The organism is Pseudomonas sp. FFUP_PS_473 (assembly GCF_002858665.1).
GTDB classification, from domain to species: domain Bacteria; phylum Pseudomonadota; class Gammaproteobacteria; order Pseudomonadales; family Pseudomonadaceae; genus Aquipseudomonas; species Aquipseudomonas defluvii.
In genome coordinates this window covers 202,730-218,327 of the sequence record NZ_PJQQ01000001.1, presented here as the reverse complement: position 1 = coordinate 218,327, position 15,598 = coordinate 202,730, and the positions used below count along the sequence as shown (strand labels likewise).

Here is a 15,598-nt window from a genome sequence, read left to right as displayed (position 1 = left end):
CAGAATGTCCAGGCACTGGTTATACATACAGATCAGCTCTCTTGGCAACTTCCCGTGATCAGCGGCTTGCCATGGCCCTGCCAGGCGACAGATCGCTTACCGGGTGACAGAGCGTTTTACTCAACGTCTCGGCTTCAAGCCAGTACAACGTCTGCAAGGTCGACAGCGGCAAGCCACTGATATTCACCAGCCACTGAACAACCGGCTCAGGTGCCCGCTGCTCACGCAGCGCCTTGTGCATGTAGGGCAATGCAACCAGCATACCGGGGTGACACTGGCGCAAAAACGGCTCCAGCCGCTTGCCGCCTTCGATAAAGGGCGCAAACAGCAGACAGATCAACTGAGCCTCACTCAAGCCATAGGCCTGAGAGGCAAGATCAGCGGCCTGCTGGCGACGCTGTGCCAACTGATCGGCGCCCTGCCACGCTACCAGGACCTCGCGCTGCAGTAGCGGCGACATCTGCTTGCGCTGCATCCGAATACCGGCTCGCTTGAGGTAATCGCTCACGCCGTCCGCGTAGCACTGCCCGTGCACATGCTCGCGCCGAAGGCCCCACAGGTGCGCGCTCAGCAGTGGCGTGACGCAATCCGATTCGCTGAGCACGCACGAATGCTCACTGCACTGGAAACCAAGAAACGCGCTTAACACCTCACACTCCGCGTCAAACGGCTGGTGAACCAGATCATCGATCGCAATGAACCGCAAAGGACGTTGATTGCCGGAGAAGTACTGGGTTTGCAGCGGCAGGCCCAGCAACCGTTGCAGGTGTTGACGCCGCACCGCGCTCAGCGCGTCGATCATCGCCCGGGGAAATGTCGCAACCTGGGCACTGAGGCCAACACCCGCTCGCCTCAGCTTGCGCCGCCCCCAGGCCAGGTAGCGCTTGCGCTCAGGCAAGGGGTCGGCGCTGATGACCGCATCCACACCGCCGTCCCATGCCATTGCATGCCGGTACAGGTCGGCCAGGCCCGCGTAACAGCACCCACAGAATGGGGGGCAAGCCACCCCGCCCGCCAGATGCCCGGCCAACAACAGATCGTTGCGGTCTGCCTGACGCTGGTTCGGCGACGAGAGCTGAGCACTGTCGAACGGCTGCATGACACCATCATCGAGCACCAGCACTTCAACACGCGGATCATCCTGGACAAACAGTGCCGAGTAACCACGCTCGATGTTCGCAATGACGTCAGCGGTCATGCCGGCATGCCGGGCAGTGGCAATTCGCAGGTTGAAGGTCGCCTGAGCGCGAGCCGCAATGCTCAATTGCGCAGCCCGCAGAAATGCCAGGGCATGAACACTGTCTTTGCCACCCCCATGGGCATACATCACTTTGAAGCTACCGACCCGCTCATAGCCGCCCGCGGCGACGATCACGCGCTGGATCAACAGTTGCAATGAAGCGCGCTGAGCCGGGGAAAAGCGCTCCATCAGCCGCTGAAGAACTTGTCGATAGACATACTGCATGGCCTGGTCATGAACGCTACTCATAGTGCTTACCTGCTGTACCGGAAAAGCTGACGACCGTGTTCGACCGCGAGAGCAGGTCGGGAAGAAGAATGAAGGTGGCCATAGATGTTTCCTACAGAGCCATAGGACGTTTAGAGGACAAACGCGCAGGCGCAACGCCTGTCCCAGGCTTTGTCGTGAATCCGCAGAGGTCGCCTGTAATCAGTCGAACAATCATTTCTCGCTCCGTGAGAGGACAGTGAGTGGGGTATCCAGTTAACGTGTCGGACAGGCCGCAGTACTTTTTCCTATTCATTCAACAGTAAGCCAATACGCGCTCATCCGTTTCAGCAAACCGAGTAGGAAATTTCTGAAGCTCACTCAGAGCGCCAAGCGCGGGCGTCTTGGCGCGGGATATCGCAGGCAAGCCCCCTGTGAAGTGACTTGCCTACGACGGTATTGGCGGGGGTAAATACCAAGGTGCCAACTATTGCAGTTGGCCATCCAATACAGCGATCTGCTTGAATCCATAGCCGTCACGCAGCAAAAACACCGCATCCATACCCCGCTGCTGCGCCAAGGCAACGCCTTTATCCGGGCCCAGCACCATCAACGCGGTGGCCCAGGCATCCGCGTACATGCAGCTGGTGGCAACCACCGAAACCGCCGCCAGCGGCGAGCTGAGTGCGCGGCCACGGGCCGGGTCCATGGTGTGTGAATACACTACGCCGTCGCGCTCGACCCAATGCCGGTAGTCACCGGAGGTGGCGATGGAGGCATCGCTGAGTTCCATGACCCCCATCACCTCTCGCCGGCCACGCAGCGGCTTTTCAATCGCGATGTTCCAGGGTTCGCCCGAGGGCTTGTGCCCGGCGGCACGCATCTCGCCATCGATGCCGACCAGGTAATGCCTGATGCCCGCCTGTTCCAGGCAGTGAGCCAGTTGGTCGACAGCAAAGCCTTTGGCGATGCCGTTCAAGTCCAGGGTAATGGGCAAGCGTTTACGTACACGCTGAGCGCTGAAGTCGAGTTCAAGGGCCGCAGAGGCGCGGTTTCGCTTCTGGCTACCCTTCACCAGCGGCAGTTCGGCGGATTGGCCGCCCGCACCAAACCCCCAGGCGTTGACCAGGTCGCCCACGCCGATATCGAAGGCCCCCTGTGACTCATGCTCAATACGCAGCGCAGTCGACAAGACCCACAGCAAGGTGTCGGGAATCACCCTCCACGCCCCCACCGGCAAGGCGTTGAACTGCATCAACACGGACTCGGGCTTCCAGGTGGACATCTGCTGGTCCACGACATCGACCGCCTGAAACAACTGCGCACCCAACACCGCCAAGTCCTGGCCCTCTGGCGCATAGAAGACGGCGCTGTAGCGGGTTCCCATGGTTTCGCCATTCAGGCTGTAGCGCTCAAGCGCCGCCGCTTCAGAACACATCTTCACGGTATCGCCCCTGTACGTTAAGGGTTTCGACGTTCAGGCAAATGGGTGCCAACAGCCCATCAAACACCTGCCTGACGCTTTCTGCCATTTCACGCCCACCGCAGACCAGCACCTGCGCACCGCTCTGGATGAGCGCCTGCAACTTCAGCGCATCGGCGCGAATACGGTCTTGAACATAAGCACGCTCCGCACCGCGAGAAAACGCCGTGCTCAAGTGGTGGAGCCGTCCGTCCTCCAGGTAGGTACCCAGTTCGTCCTCATAGAGGAACTCCGTTGTGGCCGAACGCCCACCCCAGTACAGGTTGATCGGGCGCGCCCGGTGGTTCTTGCGGATAAAACCTACCAAAGGTCCGATCCCGGTACCCGCACCCACCAGAATGACCGGTGCCTGCCCGGCACTGGGGCGGAAATGCGGGTGTTGCTGAACAAACGCTTCGATGCGACCGCCAAGCGGCAGCGTATGCAGGTATCCCGAGCACAGCCCCTGCGCATGCCGGCGCACACAGATCTCCACCACCCCATCGCTACGGCTGGTGGCAATCGAGTAGAACCTCGCCTCTTCCCCGCGGCTCGGTACCACACCCAACAAGTCACCGGGCTCGAACGCTGGCAAGCGGTCTTTGCCCAGTAATCGGGACAGCAGGTTACGACCGCTGCCGGGTACCGGTGCAAAACGCAAGACGGCGGTACTGGTTGCCTCGGTTTCGCCATAGACCACCCGCTCGATCAATTCGAGGCTGCGTGTCGGCACCGAGACGCGTGCCGGTTTCAGCAGCAATTCGACCCCCAATTGTTCGGCAAGGGCACTGCCCCACTGGCTGAAGGCCTCGGCATCGCCACGGTCAACCGTTGCCAAGGGCAGCAACATCGAGCAACCCGCGCCCTGCAAGGCATCCTGTACCCGGTGGGCATAGGCGCAGAACTGTTTGAAACGCGAGTCACCAAAGCCCAGCACCGCAACGCTCAGGTCCGGGCCCAACTGTGCCTGTTGCAGACGCGCCATGAACGCACTGGCGGAGTCCGGGGCGTGGCCGTCGCCGTAGGTCGAGGTCAGTACCAGCAGGCGCTTGGCCTGGCGATAGCGCGGTTGCAAGCTGTTCATGGTGGCGGTATGCACGGCATGGCCAGCGTTCGTCAGCGCATCATGCACGGCACTGGCGAATGCCCAGGTGGTCGCCGACTGACTGCCGACCAACACCACGGTATCCGCCTGTTGCGCGCCGACGTTGGCACGCAGTGTCGGCATCAGCCTGCGCCGTTGCCACCAGATCAGTGTGCCGGTAATGGCCAACAACGGCACTGCCGACACACACAGACCACACAGCAGGCTCAACCACCAGTAGCCTTCGCCGGTGTGCAATTGATAGACCGTCTCATACACCTGACGCGTCAGCGTGTGGGCCCGATAATTCAGCAGTTCGCCTGTTGCCGGGTCGACGTAGCCATCGCCAGACGCAGTTCTAAGGGTGATGACTCCGTTGCTGTCATTGGGCTTGGGAAACTCCAGCTCACGCAGGTCAGCGATATCAACCGCCTTGAGTGCCTTGAGGTCAGCAACGGCCGCATGCGGGCCTTGTGCAACCTGGCTGGGATAGGCCGGCTCAAGCGCCATGCCATCGTCGATCAGGCCAAAGGTGACACCGGACATGTACAGGCCTGTCACCGACAGCAGTATCAGCCCCGGCAGGCTCAGGCGGCCAGCGGCCGAGTGCCAGCGCTGAGAACGTTCGCCCGTTGACCGGGACAGCAGCATGCGCCACCCGCCCATTTTTCGGGCCAACAGCACCACACCAGACAGTGACAGCAGCGCCATCGCCAGGGCGACGACACCACTGACGCCGCGCCCCACATCGCCCGAGAAAAACGAACGGTGCAAGTCCCGCATCCAGGCCATGAAGGCACCCGGCTCATAGGACCCAAGCGCTGCCCCTGTGCGCGGATCGACACGCAAGGTGTCGCCGCCGTGCTTCGAATCGACGGTCACCCGAACTTCGCCTGACGGCGCGCGCTCGATCAGTTCGACACCGGCAACCTGCTGGGTGATCCGCGAGGCGACGACGGCGGCGCTGACCCCCTGCAGCGGGCTGCCGACATCCAGACGCGTGAGTGTCGGTTGCAGTGCCAGGGTCACACCACTCAGGGCGACGACCATGACCAGCACACTCAGCGCCACACCTGGCCATGAATGAAGTTTGCGCAGCATTAGCCTGTACCTCACCGGTATCAGAGATCGTAACGGAAGCTATCGACGTAACCGTTGCCCGACATGGCCTTGCCTGAACCTTCGCGGGTCAGCGGCACCTGAACTTCGGCGCTGTTTTCGCGCTTGTCTTCCACCGCGGTATCGATGCGGATTTGATAGCCGGCGTCGATCAATGCATCAGCAATGTCCACCGACACTTTCAGCGTTTCACCACTGCCGACGCTGGCGCCACTGACGCCGTCGAATTCGGCAGCATTCAGGCCGCTACCACGGGCCCAGTCACGCAGGTGCTTGTAGTACTTGGCCTTCTTGCCGGCCACCCACAGGGTCCGTTCGTACTTGCCCTGGGCATCGGTCAGGTAAATGGCAACATAGGCACCGTTGCCCCGATAGGATTGCAGGGTGCTGGTGAGGGTGACTTCCCGAGCGTGAGCAAATGCTGGGGCAGCGGCGACACCCGCGAGTGCAAGGGAAAAGACAGCCTTTTTCATCGAGAAGCCCTCAGGCAGAGGAAAAGATGGCTTCACGATAACGGCCATTACTTAATGGAAGCTGAACAGGCTTTCAGCGGTGCTTAAGGGTTCCTTAAGGTGCTTGTGCACCAACAGCGCGGGTACGGGCCAGGTCAGTCAGCGCGCGTTTTGCCCAACAGCAGGAGCAATGACAGCGCCGAAAACACGGCACCGGCGTAGAACGCCATCGCCGCACCATAGGCTTGCCAAAGCCAGCCGGCAATCACACTCGCCAGCAGCAAGGCCAGCCCACTGACCAGGTTGAACACCCCGAATGCCGTGCCTTTCAGAGCGGCGGGCGTGGTATCGGCGACCAGTGTGGCCAGCGTGCCCTGGCTAAAGCCCATGTGCAGCCCCCACAGCGCAACGCCGACCATCATCGCCCAGGCGCTTTGGGCATGCGCCAGAACAACGTCCGTCAGTATCAGCAACACCAGGCTCATGGACAACAGCGACGTGCGGCTCACGCGGTCAGACCACTTACCGACCGGGTATGCCGACACCATGTAGAAACCCGCCATCACCACCATGACCACAGGCACCCAGGTGGCCGCGAAACCTGCCTGCTGCGCACGCAGGATCAAAAACGCCTCACTGAAACGTGCCAGTGAAAATGCCGCACCAATGGCCACGACCCACCAGTACTCGGCGGAAAACTGCTTCAACGAGGCCACTCGCAACGGCGCACGGAAGTGCCGCTCGCCAGCCTCATGGACAGGCTCGCGGATCCCCACCAGTAACAACCCAACGGCCAGCGCTGCTGGAATCACGGCAAACCACAGAACCGACGAAATCGCCCCGGCAAACACGCTCATCAGTAGAATGGCCAGCAGCGGCCCGAGAACGGCGCCCACGGTGTCCATCGCCTGGCGCAAGCCAAAGCAGGCACCGCGAATGGCGGCGGGCGCCACATCGGCGACCAGTGCGTCGCGTGGTGCGCCGCGTATACCTTTGCCGATCCGGTCCAGAATACGTGCGGTAAATACCACGCCTGCCGAACTGGCCAGCGGGAACAGTGGCTTGGTCAGGGCCGCGAGGCCATAGCCAAGCAACAACAATTCCTTGCGCCGCCCGATGAAGTCGCTGAACGCCCCGGAAAACACTTTCACGATCAGGGCGGTGGCTTCTGCCACCCCTTCGATGATACCTACCGCCAGGATGCTGATGCCGAGCTCACCCACCAGATACAGTGGTAACAGGCTATGCACCAGCTCGGACGACAGGTCCATGAACAGGCTGACAAAACCCAGCGTCCAGACCGTTCGCGGGATACGTGGAAGCGAACGATCGGCCCCCCTGTTCATCGAGTAGCCCCCTGACGATGACCTTGGCCGGCGGGAACTACACACCCGCCGCTGATGCAACCAGAGCATAGTCGATCGCCCTGCCCGCCTCCTGCGCCTTGGCCATCGTCATGTTTGGGATTACGCCAGGACCTCTGGCTCGTTCACCGCAGGTTTTACCGTCGCACGGGCGTCGAAAGCGCCACCCGTCAGTACTTGGTCTGCTAGCGTCACCGGTTTTTTCCCGGGCAACAGCGGGAATACCAGTTCGGCAAAGCGAATCGACTCCTCCAAATGCGGGTAACCCGACAGTACGAAACTGTCGACACCCAGTTCGGCGTACTCCTGCAAGCGCGCCGCAACCGTTTGTGGGTCGCCGACCAATGCCGTGCCCGCGCCGCCACGCACCAGACCGACCCCGGCCCAGAGGTTCGGACTGACTTCCAGTTGGTCGCGCCGCCCGCCGTGCAAGGCGGCCATGCGTCGTTGGCCTTCGGAGTCCATGCGGGCGTAGTTGGCTTGGGCGCTGGCAATGGTGTCGTCATCGAGGTGGCTGATCAGCCGTTCGGCGGCAGCCCAGGCTTGCTCGGTGGTCTCGCGCACGATCACATGCAGACGCACGCCAAAACGCACTGTACGCCCGTATTTCGCCGCACGTTCACGCACATCGGCAATTTTTTCGGCCACCGCGGCCGGCGGTTCGCCCCAGGTCAGGTAAGCATCCACGTGCTTGGCCGCCAGCTCATGGGCGGCTGCCGAGGAGCCACCGAAGTACAGCGGTGGATAGGGTGTCTGCACTGGAGGGAAGACGTTCGAAGCCTGTTTGACGTTGACGTGTTTGCCTTGGAAATCCAGGGTCTTGCCGGCCAGCAGTTGGCGCCACACGGTGAGGAATTCGTCTGCTGCTTCGTAGCGCTGGTCGTGATCGAGGTAGACGCCCTCTGCCGCCAGCTCAGTGGCATCGCCACCGGGTACGACATTGAGCAGCAGGCGGCCGTTCAGCGCCTGGTCGAGGGTGGCGGCTTGCCGCGCCGCCACCGTCGGGCCGCTCACCGAGGTGCGCAATGCGACCAGCAGTTTGATCCGCTGGGTCACCGGCACCAGGCTCGCAGCGGTGACCCACGGGTCCAGGCAACTGCTGCCGGTTGGAATCAACAAACCGTCGTAGCCCAGGCTTTCAGCGGTCACTGCAATCTGGCGCATGTAGGCGTTGGTCGCCGGGCGACCGGACGACGACTTGCCCAGGTAGCGGGTGTCACCAGAGGTGGGTAGAAACCAGAAAATCTCCAAGCTCATAGGTACAGGCCTCAATAATAAATGCGCGGCTGACAGGGCAACCCGTTCTGGCGCAAGGCGCGCGGCATCCGTGCCGTCGGTATGTTGCGCGCGCTCTGCGGCGCGCTGAGCAGCAACGTGGCTGTATGGGACAGCGGTGAGCAAGAGCTGTACCAGTTGCTGCCAGGCCTGGCTCAAAGCCTCTCGGGCCGGAGAAAACCAGCAGGGCGACCAGCGCTCATAGCCCGCTGACGGCGTGGCAACTATTGCCCAGCCAACAACACTGTTGATTGGCTGTTGCCAGGAAAACACCTGCACCGGGAACCCACAGAAAATTCCACAGGTCGCGATCCAGAGCCGCCCGGCACGTCACGGCAACGCCTTAAGCTAATAACTAAAATGTCTTTATTTAATTTTTGTTAGATCAATTACATTCAACACCGCACACACCGATACTGTTGTGCCTTACGCAGCTCAGCAGTGTTGCCAGCCCAACAGCCCGTCTACGACTGAACGGCTGGGCGCCAAACGGGGCGCTACAAACACCGTCTTTTTACTCATAGGCCCGATCATGCAACTACTCACGCTGCCGCCCTCACCCGCACTGGCCACGTCGATCCGCGCCACTGCGCAGGTTTTCGAAGACCCTAAATCGCAAGCGCTGCTGGCGCACCTGCAACAGATCGCGCCCAGTGACGCCAGCGTGTTGATCATTGGTGAAACCGGTACCGGCAAGGAGTTGGTGGCGCGTCACCTGCACAACCTCAGTGCCCGGCGCAACAAGCCGTTTATCGCGGTGAACTGCGGCGCCTTCTCTGAAACGCTGGTGGAAGCCGAGTTGTTCGGTCACGAGAAAGGCGCCTTCACCGGCGCCCTGAGCGCCAAGGCCGGCTGGTTTGAAGAGGCCAACGGCGGCACGCTGTTCCTTGACGAGATCGGCGATTTGCCAATGCCCATCCAGGTCAAACTGTTGCGCGTGCTGCAGGAGCGGGAAGTGGTGCGCCTGGGCTCACGCAAGAGCATCCCGATCAATGTGCGGGTACTGGCCGCCACCAACGTACAACTGGAAAAGGCGATCAATGCCGGACATTTCCGCGAGGACCTCTACTACCGCCTGAACGTCGTCAGCCTGGAACTCAACCCTCTGCGTGAACGACCAGGCGATATCCTGCCGCTGATTCGCCACTTCATTGCCGAGTACAGCCGACGCCTGGGCTACGGCGAGATTGTGATGGATGCCGAGGCCCAGCAGAAACTGGTGAACTATTCCTGGCCGGGTAACATTCGCGAGCTGGAAAACGTCATTCACCACACGTTGTTGATCTGCCGTGACAACCTGATACGCGCACATGACCTGCACCTGTCCAATTTGCGCATAGAGCGCCAGGAGAGCAGCAACCACAACGACAGCGCCGAAGCCTTGCTGGAACAGGCCTTCCAGAAATTGTTCGAAGAGGAAAGCGGTGCCTTGCATGAACGGGTCGAGGCACTGCTGCTGCGCGCCGCCTACCGTTTCTCCCACTACAACCAGGTGCACACCGCCAACCTGCTCGGCCTGAGCCGCAACATCACCCGGGCAATGCTGATCAAAAGCGGCGAGCTGGTGGTCAATAAACGCCAACCCGCACCACGCGAGACCGGTGCCAGGGCATTCAACCTTTCAATCTGAACACCCGTGATCAGTACAAAGAAGCCCGGGGCTATCCCATCGATAGCCCCGGGCTTTTCAGCTTCAACAGCGCAAGCCCCTTCAGCGTGGCGCGAGGTACCCCAGCAACTGCACCCGGTCGGCCAGCGTCGCCGCTTTTGCGATCAGCGCCTCGGCATCGCCCTGAACCGGCACGCCGACCAGCAAGCGCCCTTGGGCGCGCCCCTGAATACGCTCGACACCACCGTGCAGCAAACGGCTCTGGGGCCCCAGAGCCCGGGCAATCGCCAGCAGGTCCACCTCATGCCGGTGGCCGCTGAACTGCAGGCTCAACAACCGTTCATCCGTCACGGCCCCCGGCCCGGCGTGCAATCGCTGTTGCAGATCGGCAGGTACGTCACTGAGCTGATGGCCCAGCAGGGTGCGGGTGACCTCATGCTGTGGGTCACCGAACAGTTGCCAGACCTCGCCCTGCTCCACTACCTCACCGCGCTCCAGCACCATCACCCGGTCGCAGATCGCCCGGATGACTTCCATTTCGTGAGTGATCAATACAATGGTCAGGCCCAGACGGCGGTTGATATCGCGCAGCAGGGCCAGGATTGCCTGAGTACTTTCCGGGTCAAGGGCTGAGGTAGCCTCGTCACAAAGCAGGATCTGCGGCTGGTGCACCAGGGCACGGGCAATGCCGACGCGCTGCTTCTGCCCTCCGGACAGTTGCGCCGGGTAGGCCTGATGCTTGTCCTGCAACCCCACCAGAGCCAGCAGTTCGCTGACCTTGCTGGCAATCTGCGTCTTGTCCACCCCGGCCATGCGCAAGGGCAGTGCCACGTTGTCCCAGACGGTTTTCGCCGACATCAGGTTGAAGTGCTGAAAAATCATGCCCACTCGCCGCCGCAACTGCACCAGCTGCGCGGCGTTGTACAGGCCGATATCCTGATCGTCGATCAGCACCCGACCGCTGCTCGGCTGCTCGAGGCGATTGAGGGTGCGAATCAGCGATGACTTGCCAGCACCGCTACGGCCAATGATGCCAAATACCTCACCGTGACGAATTGCCAGGTTCAGGTTGCTCAACGCTGGCTGGGGATTGCCCGGGTAGTGCTTGCCTACCCCTTGCAGGCGGATATGCGCCGGTTCATGCAGGGTGCTCACCTGTGCCTCGCGACGGGCGGAGGGCGCCGGCGCCAGATCATCAGGTACAACCTGGAGTGCAGTGTGCTGGGTCATCTGAATGGGCTTCCTGACAGCCACGATGCCGACAGGGCTTAGAACCCCGGGGCAATCTGGCCTTTGTAACGGGCAAGGATGAATTCACGCACCTGTGGCGAGTTCAGCGCTTTGGCCAGTTTCTGCACGGCCGGGCTCTGCAGGTTGTCCGGACGGGCGACCAGGTACTCGACGTAGAGGTCCTTGCCCTTCTCGACAATCAGCGCACTGCGGGTGTCGATACCGGCTTCAAGGGCGTAGTTGGCAAACACGAAAGCCAGGTCGACCTGGCTTACCGAGCGCGCCAACAGTGCGCCTTCCAGCTCACGAATCTTCAGTTTCTTCGGGTTCTCGGCGATATCGCGCTGGGTCGCCAGGGTGTTGCTTGGGTCTTTCAGTTTGATCAGGCCAGCTTCATGCAGCAGTACCAATGCCCGGCCTGTGTTGACCGGGTCGTTGGGAATTGCCACCGAGGCGCCGTCCTTGAGTTCCGACAAGTCCTTGATCTTGGTTGAATAGGCGCCAAAGGGCTCGATATGCACGCCGACCACCGGCACCAGGTTGGTGTGGCGGGTCTTGTTGAACTCGTCGAGGAACGGCCGGTACTGGTAGTAGTTGGCGTCGAGGTTCTTTTCTGCCAGTTGCAGGTTGGGCTGGATGAAGTCGGAGAACACCTTGATGTCCAGATCGACGCCTTCCTTGGCCAGTGCCGGTTTCACGAATTCGAGAATTTCCGCATGGGGAACCGGGGTAGCACCCACGATCAGTTTTTCACCCGCCTGTACGCTGAATGCGACCACGGCAGCCAGCATGACAATAGCCTTTTTCATTACAGTGACTCCTTGAACAATAGAAGATTGGCCGTCGTGGGGTGGACGTGGGGCCACAGTTGGCAGCACTACCCGGCTGCCACTCGGGAGGGCATTTTTCAGCGTCGGCTGTAACGCACCACCAACCGGTCACCGCTGACCTGCAGGACCTGCACCAGGACAATCAGCAAGAGCACGGTGACCACCATCACATCGGTCTGGAAACGCTGATAACCAAAACGAATGGCCAGATCGCCCAGGCCACCGCCACCGATCACCCCGGCCATCGCGGTGTAATCCACCAGGACAATGGCGGTGACGGTCACGGCAGCGATCAGCCCGGTGCGTGCTTCAGGCAGCAAGGTGTGCCAGATGATCTGCCAGGTGCTGCCGCCCATGGATTGGGTTGCCTCAACCAGGCCTCGGTCGACCTCGCGCAGGGCGGTTTCCACCAGCCGGGCGAAGAACGGCGTGCAGCCCACCACCAGCGGCGGAATGGCGCCTGCCACGCCCAGCGAAGTACCGGTCAACAGCGTGGTTACCGGTACCAGAACAATCAGAAGAATAATGAACGGCAACGAACGCAGGGTGTTCACCAGCACCGACAGGCCGCGGTACACACCCGGGGTTTCGTGCAGCTGCTGTTTGCCGGTGAGGTACAGCCACACCCCCAACGGCAAGCCCAACAGCACGGTAAAGCTCAGCGCAGCGCCGAGCATGGTCAGGGTATCGAGGCAGGCCTGAGCGATTTCCCCACCATTGAGATTGGCGAACAGTTCGTTCATCCCTTCACTCCCCAGTGCAGTCCGCCCTACGACCAGTCATGGCGTGGCGGTTTAACCCCATTGAGCAACCAGTTGCCCACCACGTGGTACTTCCAGCGCACCGGGTCGTGCAGGGTATGCACGCGGGCGTTGCGCCAATGCCGGTCATGGTTGTGCAGGGCCAGTGAGGAACGCGTGCCGCCCAGTTCGAACAGACGGTTACTGGCTTCCAGGGCGATTTCCGTTGTCAGTACCTTGGCCTTGGCGACGGCCACCGAAGCCCGTGCCACCCCGTCTTCGTCCGGCGCCGCCCGCACGCTGTCCATGACCTTGCCGGCGCGCTCCAGCAATGCTTCTGCAGCCTCCAGGCGGATGCTCAGGTTGCCGACCTGGACGATAGTCAGCGGGTCTTCACTGGCCTTGGCCAGCCCGGCGTCGATCCATGGCCGCGCATGCTCACGCACAAAGCGCACGGTGTCGCGCAGCGCAGCCTGGGCAATACCGGCATCGATGGCGGCGGTGGTGATCTGCGCAAACGGCCCGGCCAGGGTCGGGTTCTCGTAAGAGCGGTAAGTCTGGAACACATTGAACGCCGGTACCCGCAGGTTCTGCGCCAGTACCGTACCGCTGGCGGTATTACGCTGCCCGATACTGGCCCAATCATCGACCACGGTCAGCCCATCGGTGTGGCGTGGCACAAAGGCCAGGTGCGCCCTGCCCTCGGCATCCAGCGCCAAGACGCCCAGCCAGTGAGCGTAGAGCGAACCGGTGCAGTAACCCTTGCGCCCATTGATGACGATGGACTCGCCATCGTGGGTAAAGCGCGTCTGGATGTCCTGTACCGTCTTGCCGCCCGTCTCGGACAGTGCGTTGGCGAAACGATTGCCCTTGAGCGCCAGGCCGAAGAAAAAGCGCTTTTGCGCCTCACTGCCCTGCAGGCGGATGTCTTCGAGCAAGCAATAGTGGTTTTGTGGAATCTGCCCCAGCGACGCATCGGCCGCGGAAATAATCGCAATCACTTCGGCCAGGGTGGCGTAGGACACCTCAGCGCCACCGAAGGCCTTGGGCACGGTAATACCCCACAGGCCGCTGTTGGAGAACACATCCACCACCTCGGCGGGCACCTGGCGCTGGCGATCACGCTCGGCGTCGCCCTCCAGCAGGAAAGCTGCAACCTTGTGCGCAACGGCAATGGCTTCGGCATCGCTGCGGATCACATGCGCATCCGGCTCGGAAAGTGGGTAGTGCGCGCTGGTCAGGGTGTTCGGCATAGGTTCCTCACGGCTTACTCATCGTCGGCCACCACCTTCGGCGGCCTTTTGATGAGGCAGTGCAGGAGCCATGCCAGTATTTTTATCCTTATATTTCAGTAGCTTATGATTATTTTTGAAATCCAAGCAGTGTAAAAAGCAACAAAGTGTTGGGTGCCTGTTGCCTGGCGAACAGTTCGCCAGGAATCAGCGTCCTGCTACGCAGAAAACCCCCGCGATAAACAAAAGCGATACCCGCTTAAAGATTTCCAAGAGGCCGTCCCACGGCCTGCAGCCGTAGACTCACCCCACTCCGCGATGCGGTCAGGTGATTCCTGCCGGTCATCAGTGTTTTCGAATGCCCGGCGGAATTTTCACCACTACAAAAACAAAAGGTGAATGCGCATGCTCAATCAAACTGTCGATGTGAAAGCGTGGATCGACAACCGGCCCATGACAGGCTACCAGTGGCTTATTCTCGGTTTGTGCTTCCTCATTGTCCTGTTCGACGGCTTCGACGTCGCGGTCATGGGCTTCATCGCCCCTTCGCTGATGCAGGAATGGGGGTTGTCCCGTGCGGCCTTCGGCCCAGTGATGAGTGCCGGCATGGTGGGCCTGGCAATAGGTGCCCTGACCGCCGGCCCCTACGCCGACCGCTTCGGGCGCAAGCGGGTACTGGTTTTCGCCGTGACCGGCTTCAGCCTCCTCAGCCTGGGCTGTGCATTTGCCCGCAACCCTTATGAGCTGGCGGCCTTGCGCCTGCTGATCGGTATCGCGCTGGGCGCGGCATTGCCAAACACCACGACCCTGCTCTCGGAATACCTCCCCGAGCGCAATCGTTCACTGCTGATCACCCTCATGTTCACCGGGTTCAACCTGGGCTCGGGTGCCGGTGGGCTGCTGGCCGCCTGGCTGATCCCTCTGCATGGCTGGCAATCGGTACTGATGGCCGGCGGTATTCTGCCCTTGCTGCTCCTGCCCGCTCTTTGGTTCCTGCTGCCTGAGTCGGCGCGTTTCCTGGCGGCGCGCAATGCACCCGCGAGCCAGATCGCCAAGGTCTTGAACCGGCTGGGCGGCACCTTCGATGCGAACACCTGCTTTACCGTTGCCGAACCCAAGGCCCAGCATAAAGCACCTGTACGCATGCTGTTCAGTGAGCGCTATCGCCTCGGTACCCTGGCACTCTGGATGACCTACTTCATGGGCCTGCTGGTGATCTACCTGACTATGGGCTGGCTGCCAACACTGCTGCGTGACAGCGGCCTGAGTATCGAGCGGGCAGCCACCCTGACCGGCCTGTTCCAGATCGGCGGCACCGTCGGCGCCATCGTCGTCGGCTGGATCATGGACCGCCGCAACCCGAACGGCGTCATCGCCACATCCTATGCCCTGGGAGGCACCTTCATCCTCTTGCTTGGGGCCTTGAGCCTGGAGTCGAACTTGCTGGCCGTAGGCGTGATTGCCGCAGGCTTCTTCATGAGCGGTGCGCAAACCGGCCTGAATGCCTTTGCGCCCAACTACTACCCAACGGATTTTCGCGCCACTGGCGTCAGCTGGATGCTCGGCATCGGTCGCTTCGGGGCGATTTTCGGCTCGCTGATCGGTGGCGTGATTCTAAGCTTGGGGCTGGGCCTGCCCACCCTGTTCACCCTCCTTGGCTTGCCGGCCTTCATCGCGGCCCTGGCGATTCTGGCCAACGGTCAGGCAAGGCGCCGCGCCAACCAGACGTTGATCGCGCAATGATCCGCTTCGTT

12 protein-coding genes are annotated in these 15,598 nt (G+C 61.4%); 2 read left to right on the top strand and 10 right to left on the bottom strand.

The annotated features are described in order from the left end of the window. Window positions 1-58 precede the first annotated feature (58 nt). The 6 genes from CYD26_RS01050 to ssuD all read right to left on the bottom strand — a co-directional run bounded on the left by CYD26_RS01050 (window position 59) and on the right by ssuD (window position 8,185). Window positions 59-1,489: a hypothetical protein gene (locus CYD26_RS01050; protein ID WP_102051598.1), complete on the bottom strand. Its 1,431-nt coding sequence runs from the start codon at window positions 1,487-1,489 to the stop codon at window positions 59-61. A gap of 445 nt (window positions 1,490-1,934) precedes the next feature. Continuing rightward, window positions 1,935-2,885: an FAD:protein FMN transferase gene (locus tag CYD26_RS01045; protein WP_256587927.1), complete on the bottom strand. Its 951-nt coding sequence runs from the start codon at window positions 2,883-2,885 to the stop codon at window positions 1,935-1,937. Further along, on the bottom strand, window positions 2,875-5,094 hold the full coding sequence (locus CYD26_RS01040; RefSeq protein WP_102051597.1) for a PepSY-associated TM helix domain-containing protein: 2,220 nt from the start codon (window positions 5,092-5,094) through the stop codon (window positions 2,875-2,877). The genes CYD26_RS01045 and CYD26_RS01040 overlap by 11 nt, the downstream gene beginning before the upstream one ends. Before the next feature lie 20 nt (window positions 5,095-5,114). Further along, on the bottom strand, window positions 5,115-5,585 hold the full coding sequence (locus CYD26_RS01035; RefSeq protein WP_102051596.1) for a DUF2271 domain-containing protein: 471 nt from the start codon (window positions 5,583-5,585) through the stop codon (window positions 5,115-5,117). Between the two features lie 134 nt (window positions 5,586-5,719). After that, window positions 5,720-6,910: an MFS transporter gene (locus CYD26_RS01030; RefSeq protein WP_102051595.1), complete on the bottom strand. Its 1,191-nt coding sequence runs from the start codon at window positions 6,908-6,910 to the stop codon at window positions 5,720-5,722. A gap of 120 nt (window positions 6,911-7,030) precedes the next feature. Beyond that, complete coding sequence (gene ssuD / locus CYD26_RS01025) at window positions 7,031-8,185, bottom strand: FMNH2-dependent alkanesulfonate monooxygenase (RefSeq protein WP_102051594.1); 1,155 nt, start codon at window positions 8,183-8,185, stop codon at window positions 7,031-7,033. Between the two features lie 550 nt (window positions 8,186-8,735). Here ssuD and CYD26_RS01020 point away from each other — a divergent pair. After that, window positions 8,736-9,833, top strand: a complete 1,098-nt coding sequence (locus tag CYD26_RS01020) for a sigma-54-dependent Fis family transcriptional regulator (protein WP_099775011.1) — start codon at window positions 8,736-8,738, stop codon at window positions 9,831-9,833. Between the two features lie 81 nt (window positions 9,834-9,914). Here the strand turns inward: CYD26_RS01020 and CYD26_RS01015 are convergent, their stop codons facing one another. The 4 genes from CYD26_RS01015 to CYD26_RS01000 form a co-directional block, all read right to left on the bottom strand. Continuing rightward, window positions 9,915-11,042, bottom strand: a complete 1,128-nt coding sequence (locus CYD26_RS01015; protein ID WP_102051593.1) for a methionine ABC transporter ATP-binding protein — start codon at window positions 11,040-11,042, stop codon at window positions 9,915-9,917. Between the two features lie 38 nt (window positions 11,043-11,080). Beyond that, on the bottom strand, window positions 11,081-11,851 hold the full coding sequence (locus tag CYD26_RS01010; RefSeq protein WP_102051592.1) for a MetQ/NlpA family ABC transporter substrate-binding protein: 771 nt from the start codon (window positions 11,849-11,851) through the stop codon (window positions 11,081-11,083). Between the two features lie 98 nt (window positions 11,852-11,949). Next, entirely contained in the window at window positions 11,950-12,615 is a 666-nt protein-coding gene (locus CYD26_RS01005) for a methionine ABC transporter permease (RefSeq protein ID WP_102051591.1), read from the bottom strand. Window positions 12,616-12,641: 26 nt separating this feature from the next. Continuing rightward, window positions 12,642-13,865, bottom strand: a complete 1,224-nt coding sequence (locus CYD26_RS01000) for an SfnB family sulfur acquisition oxidoreductase (protein WP_102051590.1) — start codon at window positions 13,863-13,865, stop codon at window positions 12,642-12,644. Between the two features lie 384 nt (window positions 13,866-14,249). On the opposite strand from CYD26_RS01000, the gene CYD26_RS00995 reads away from it, so the two are divergent. Continuing rightward, window positions 14,250-15,587 carry an aromatic acid/H+ symport family MFS transporter gene (locus tag CYD26_RS00995; protein WP_099776685.1) on the top strand — a complete coding sequence of 446 codons (1,338 nt, stop codon included), beginning with the start codon at window positions 14,250-14,252 and terminating at the stop codon, window positions 15,585-15,587. Window positions 15,588-15,598 lie beyond the last annotated feature (11 nt).

Bases quoted from the DNA above. Each gene is read 5' to 3' on its own strand.
- CYD26_RS01050 (WP_102051598.1), bottom strand. From the start codon at position 1,489: ATGAGTAGCGTTCATGACCAGGCCATGCAGTATGTCTATCGACAAGTT.
- CYD26_RS01045 (WP_256587927.1), bottom strand. From the start codon at position 2,885: ATGTGTTCTGAAGCGGCGGCGCTTGAGCGCTACAGCCTGAATGGCGAA.
- CYD26_RS01040 (WP_102051597.1), bottom strand. From the start codon at position 5,094: ATGCTGCGCAAACTTCATTCATGGCCAGGTGTGGCGCTGAGTGTGCTG.
- CYD26_RS01035 (WP_102051596.1), bottom strand. From the start codon at position 5,585: ATGAAAAAGGCTGTCTTTTCCCTTGCACTCGCGGGTGTCGCCGCTGCC.
- CYD26_RS01030 (WP_102051595.1), bottom strand. From the start codon at position 6,910: ATGAACAGGGGGGCCGATCGTTCGCTTCCACGTATCCCGCGAACGGTC.
- ssuD (WP_102051594.1), bottom strand. From the start codon at position 8,185: ATGAGCTTGGAGATTTTCTGGTTTCTACCCACCTCTGGTGACACCCGC.
- CYD26_RS01020 (WP_099775011.1), top strand. From the start codon at position 8,736: ATGCAACTACTCACGCTGCCGCCCTCACCCGCACTGGCCACGTCGATC.
- CYD26_RS01015 (WP_102051593.1), bottom strand. From the start codon at position 11,042: ATGACCCAGCACACTGCACTCCAGGTTGTACCTGATGATCTGGCGCCG.
- CYD26_RS01010 (WP_102051592.1), bottom strand. From the start codon at position 11,851: ATGAAAAAGGCTATTGTCATGCTGGCTGCCGTGGTCGCATTCAGCGTA.
- CYD26_RS01005 (WP_102051591.1), bottom strand. From the start codon at position 12,615: ATGAACGAACTGTTCGCCAATCTCAATGGTGGGGAAATCGCTCAGGCC.
- CYD26_RS01000 (WP_102051590.1), bottom strand. From the start codon at position 13,865: ATGCCGAACACCCTGACCAGCGCGCACTACCCACTTTCCGAGCCGGAT.
- CYD26_RS00995 (WP_099776685.1), top strand. From the start codon at position 14,250: ATGCTCAATCAAACTGTCGATGTGAAAGCGTGGATCGACAACCGGCCC.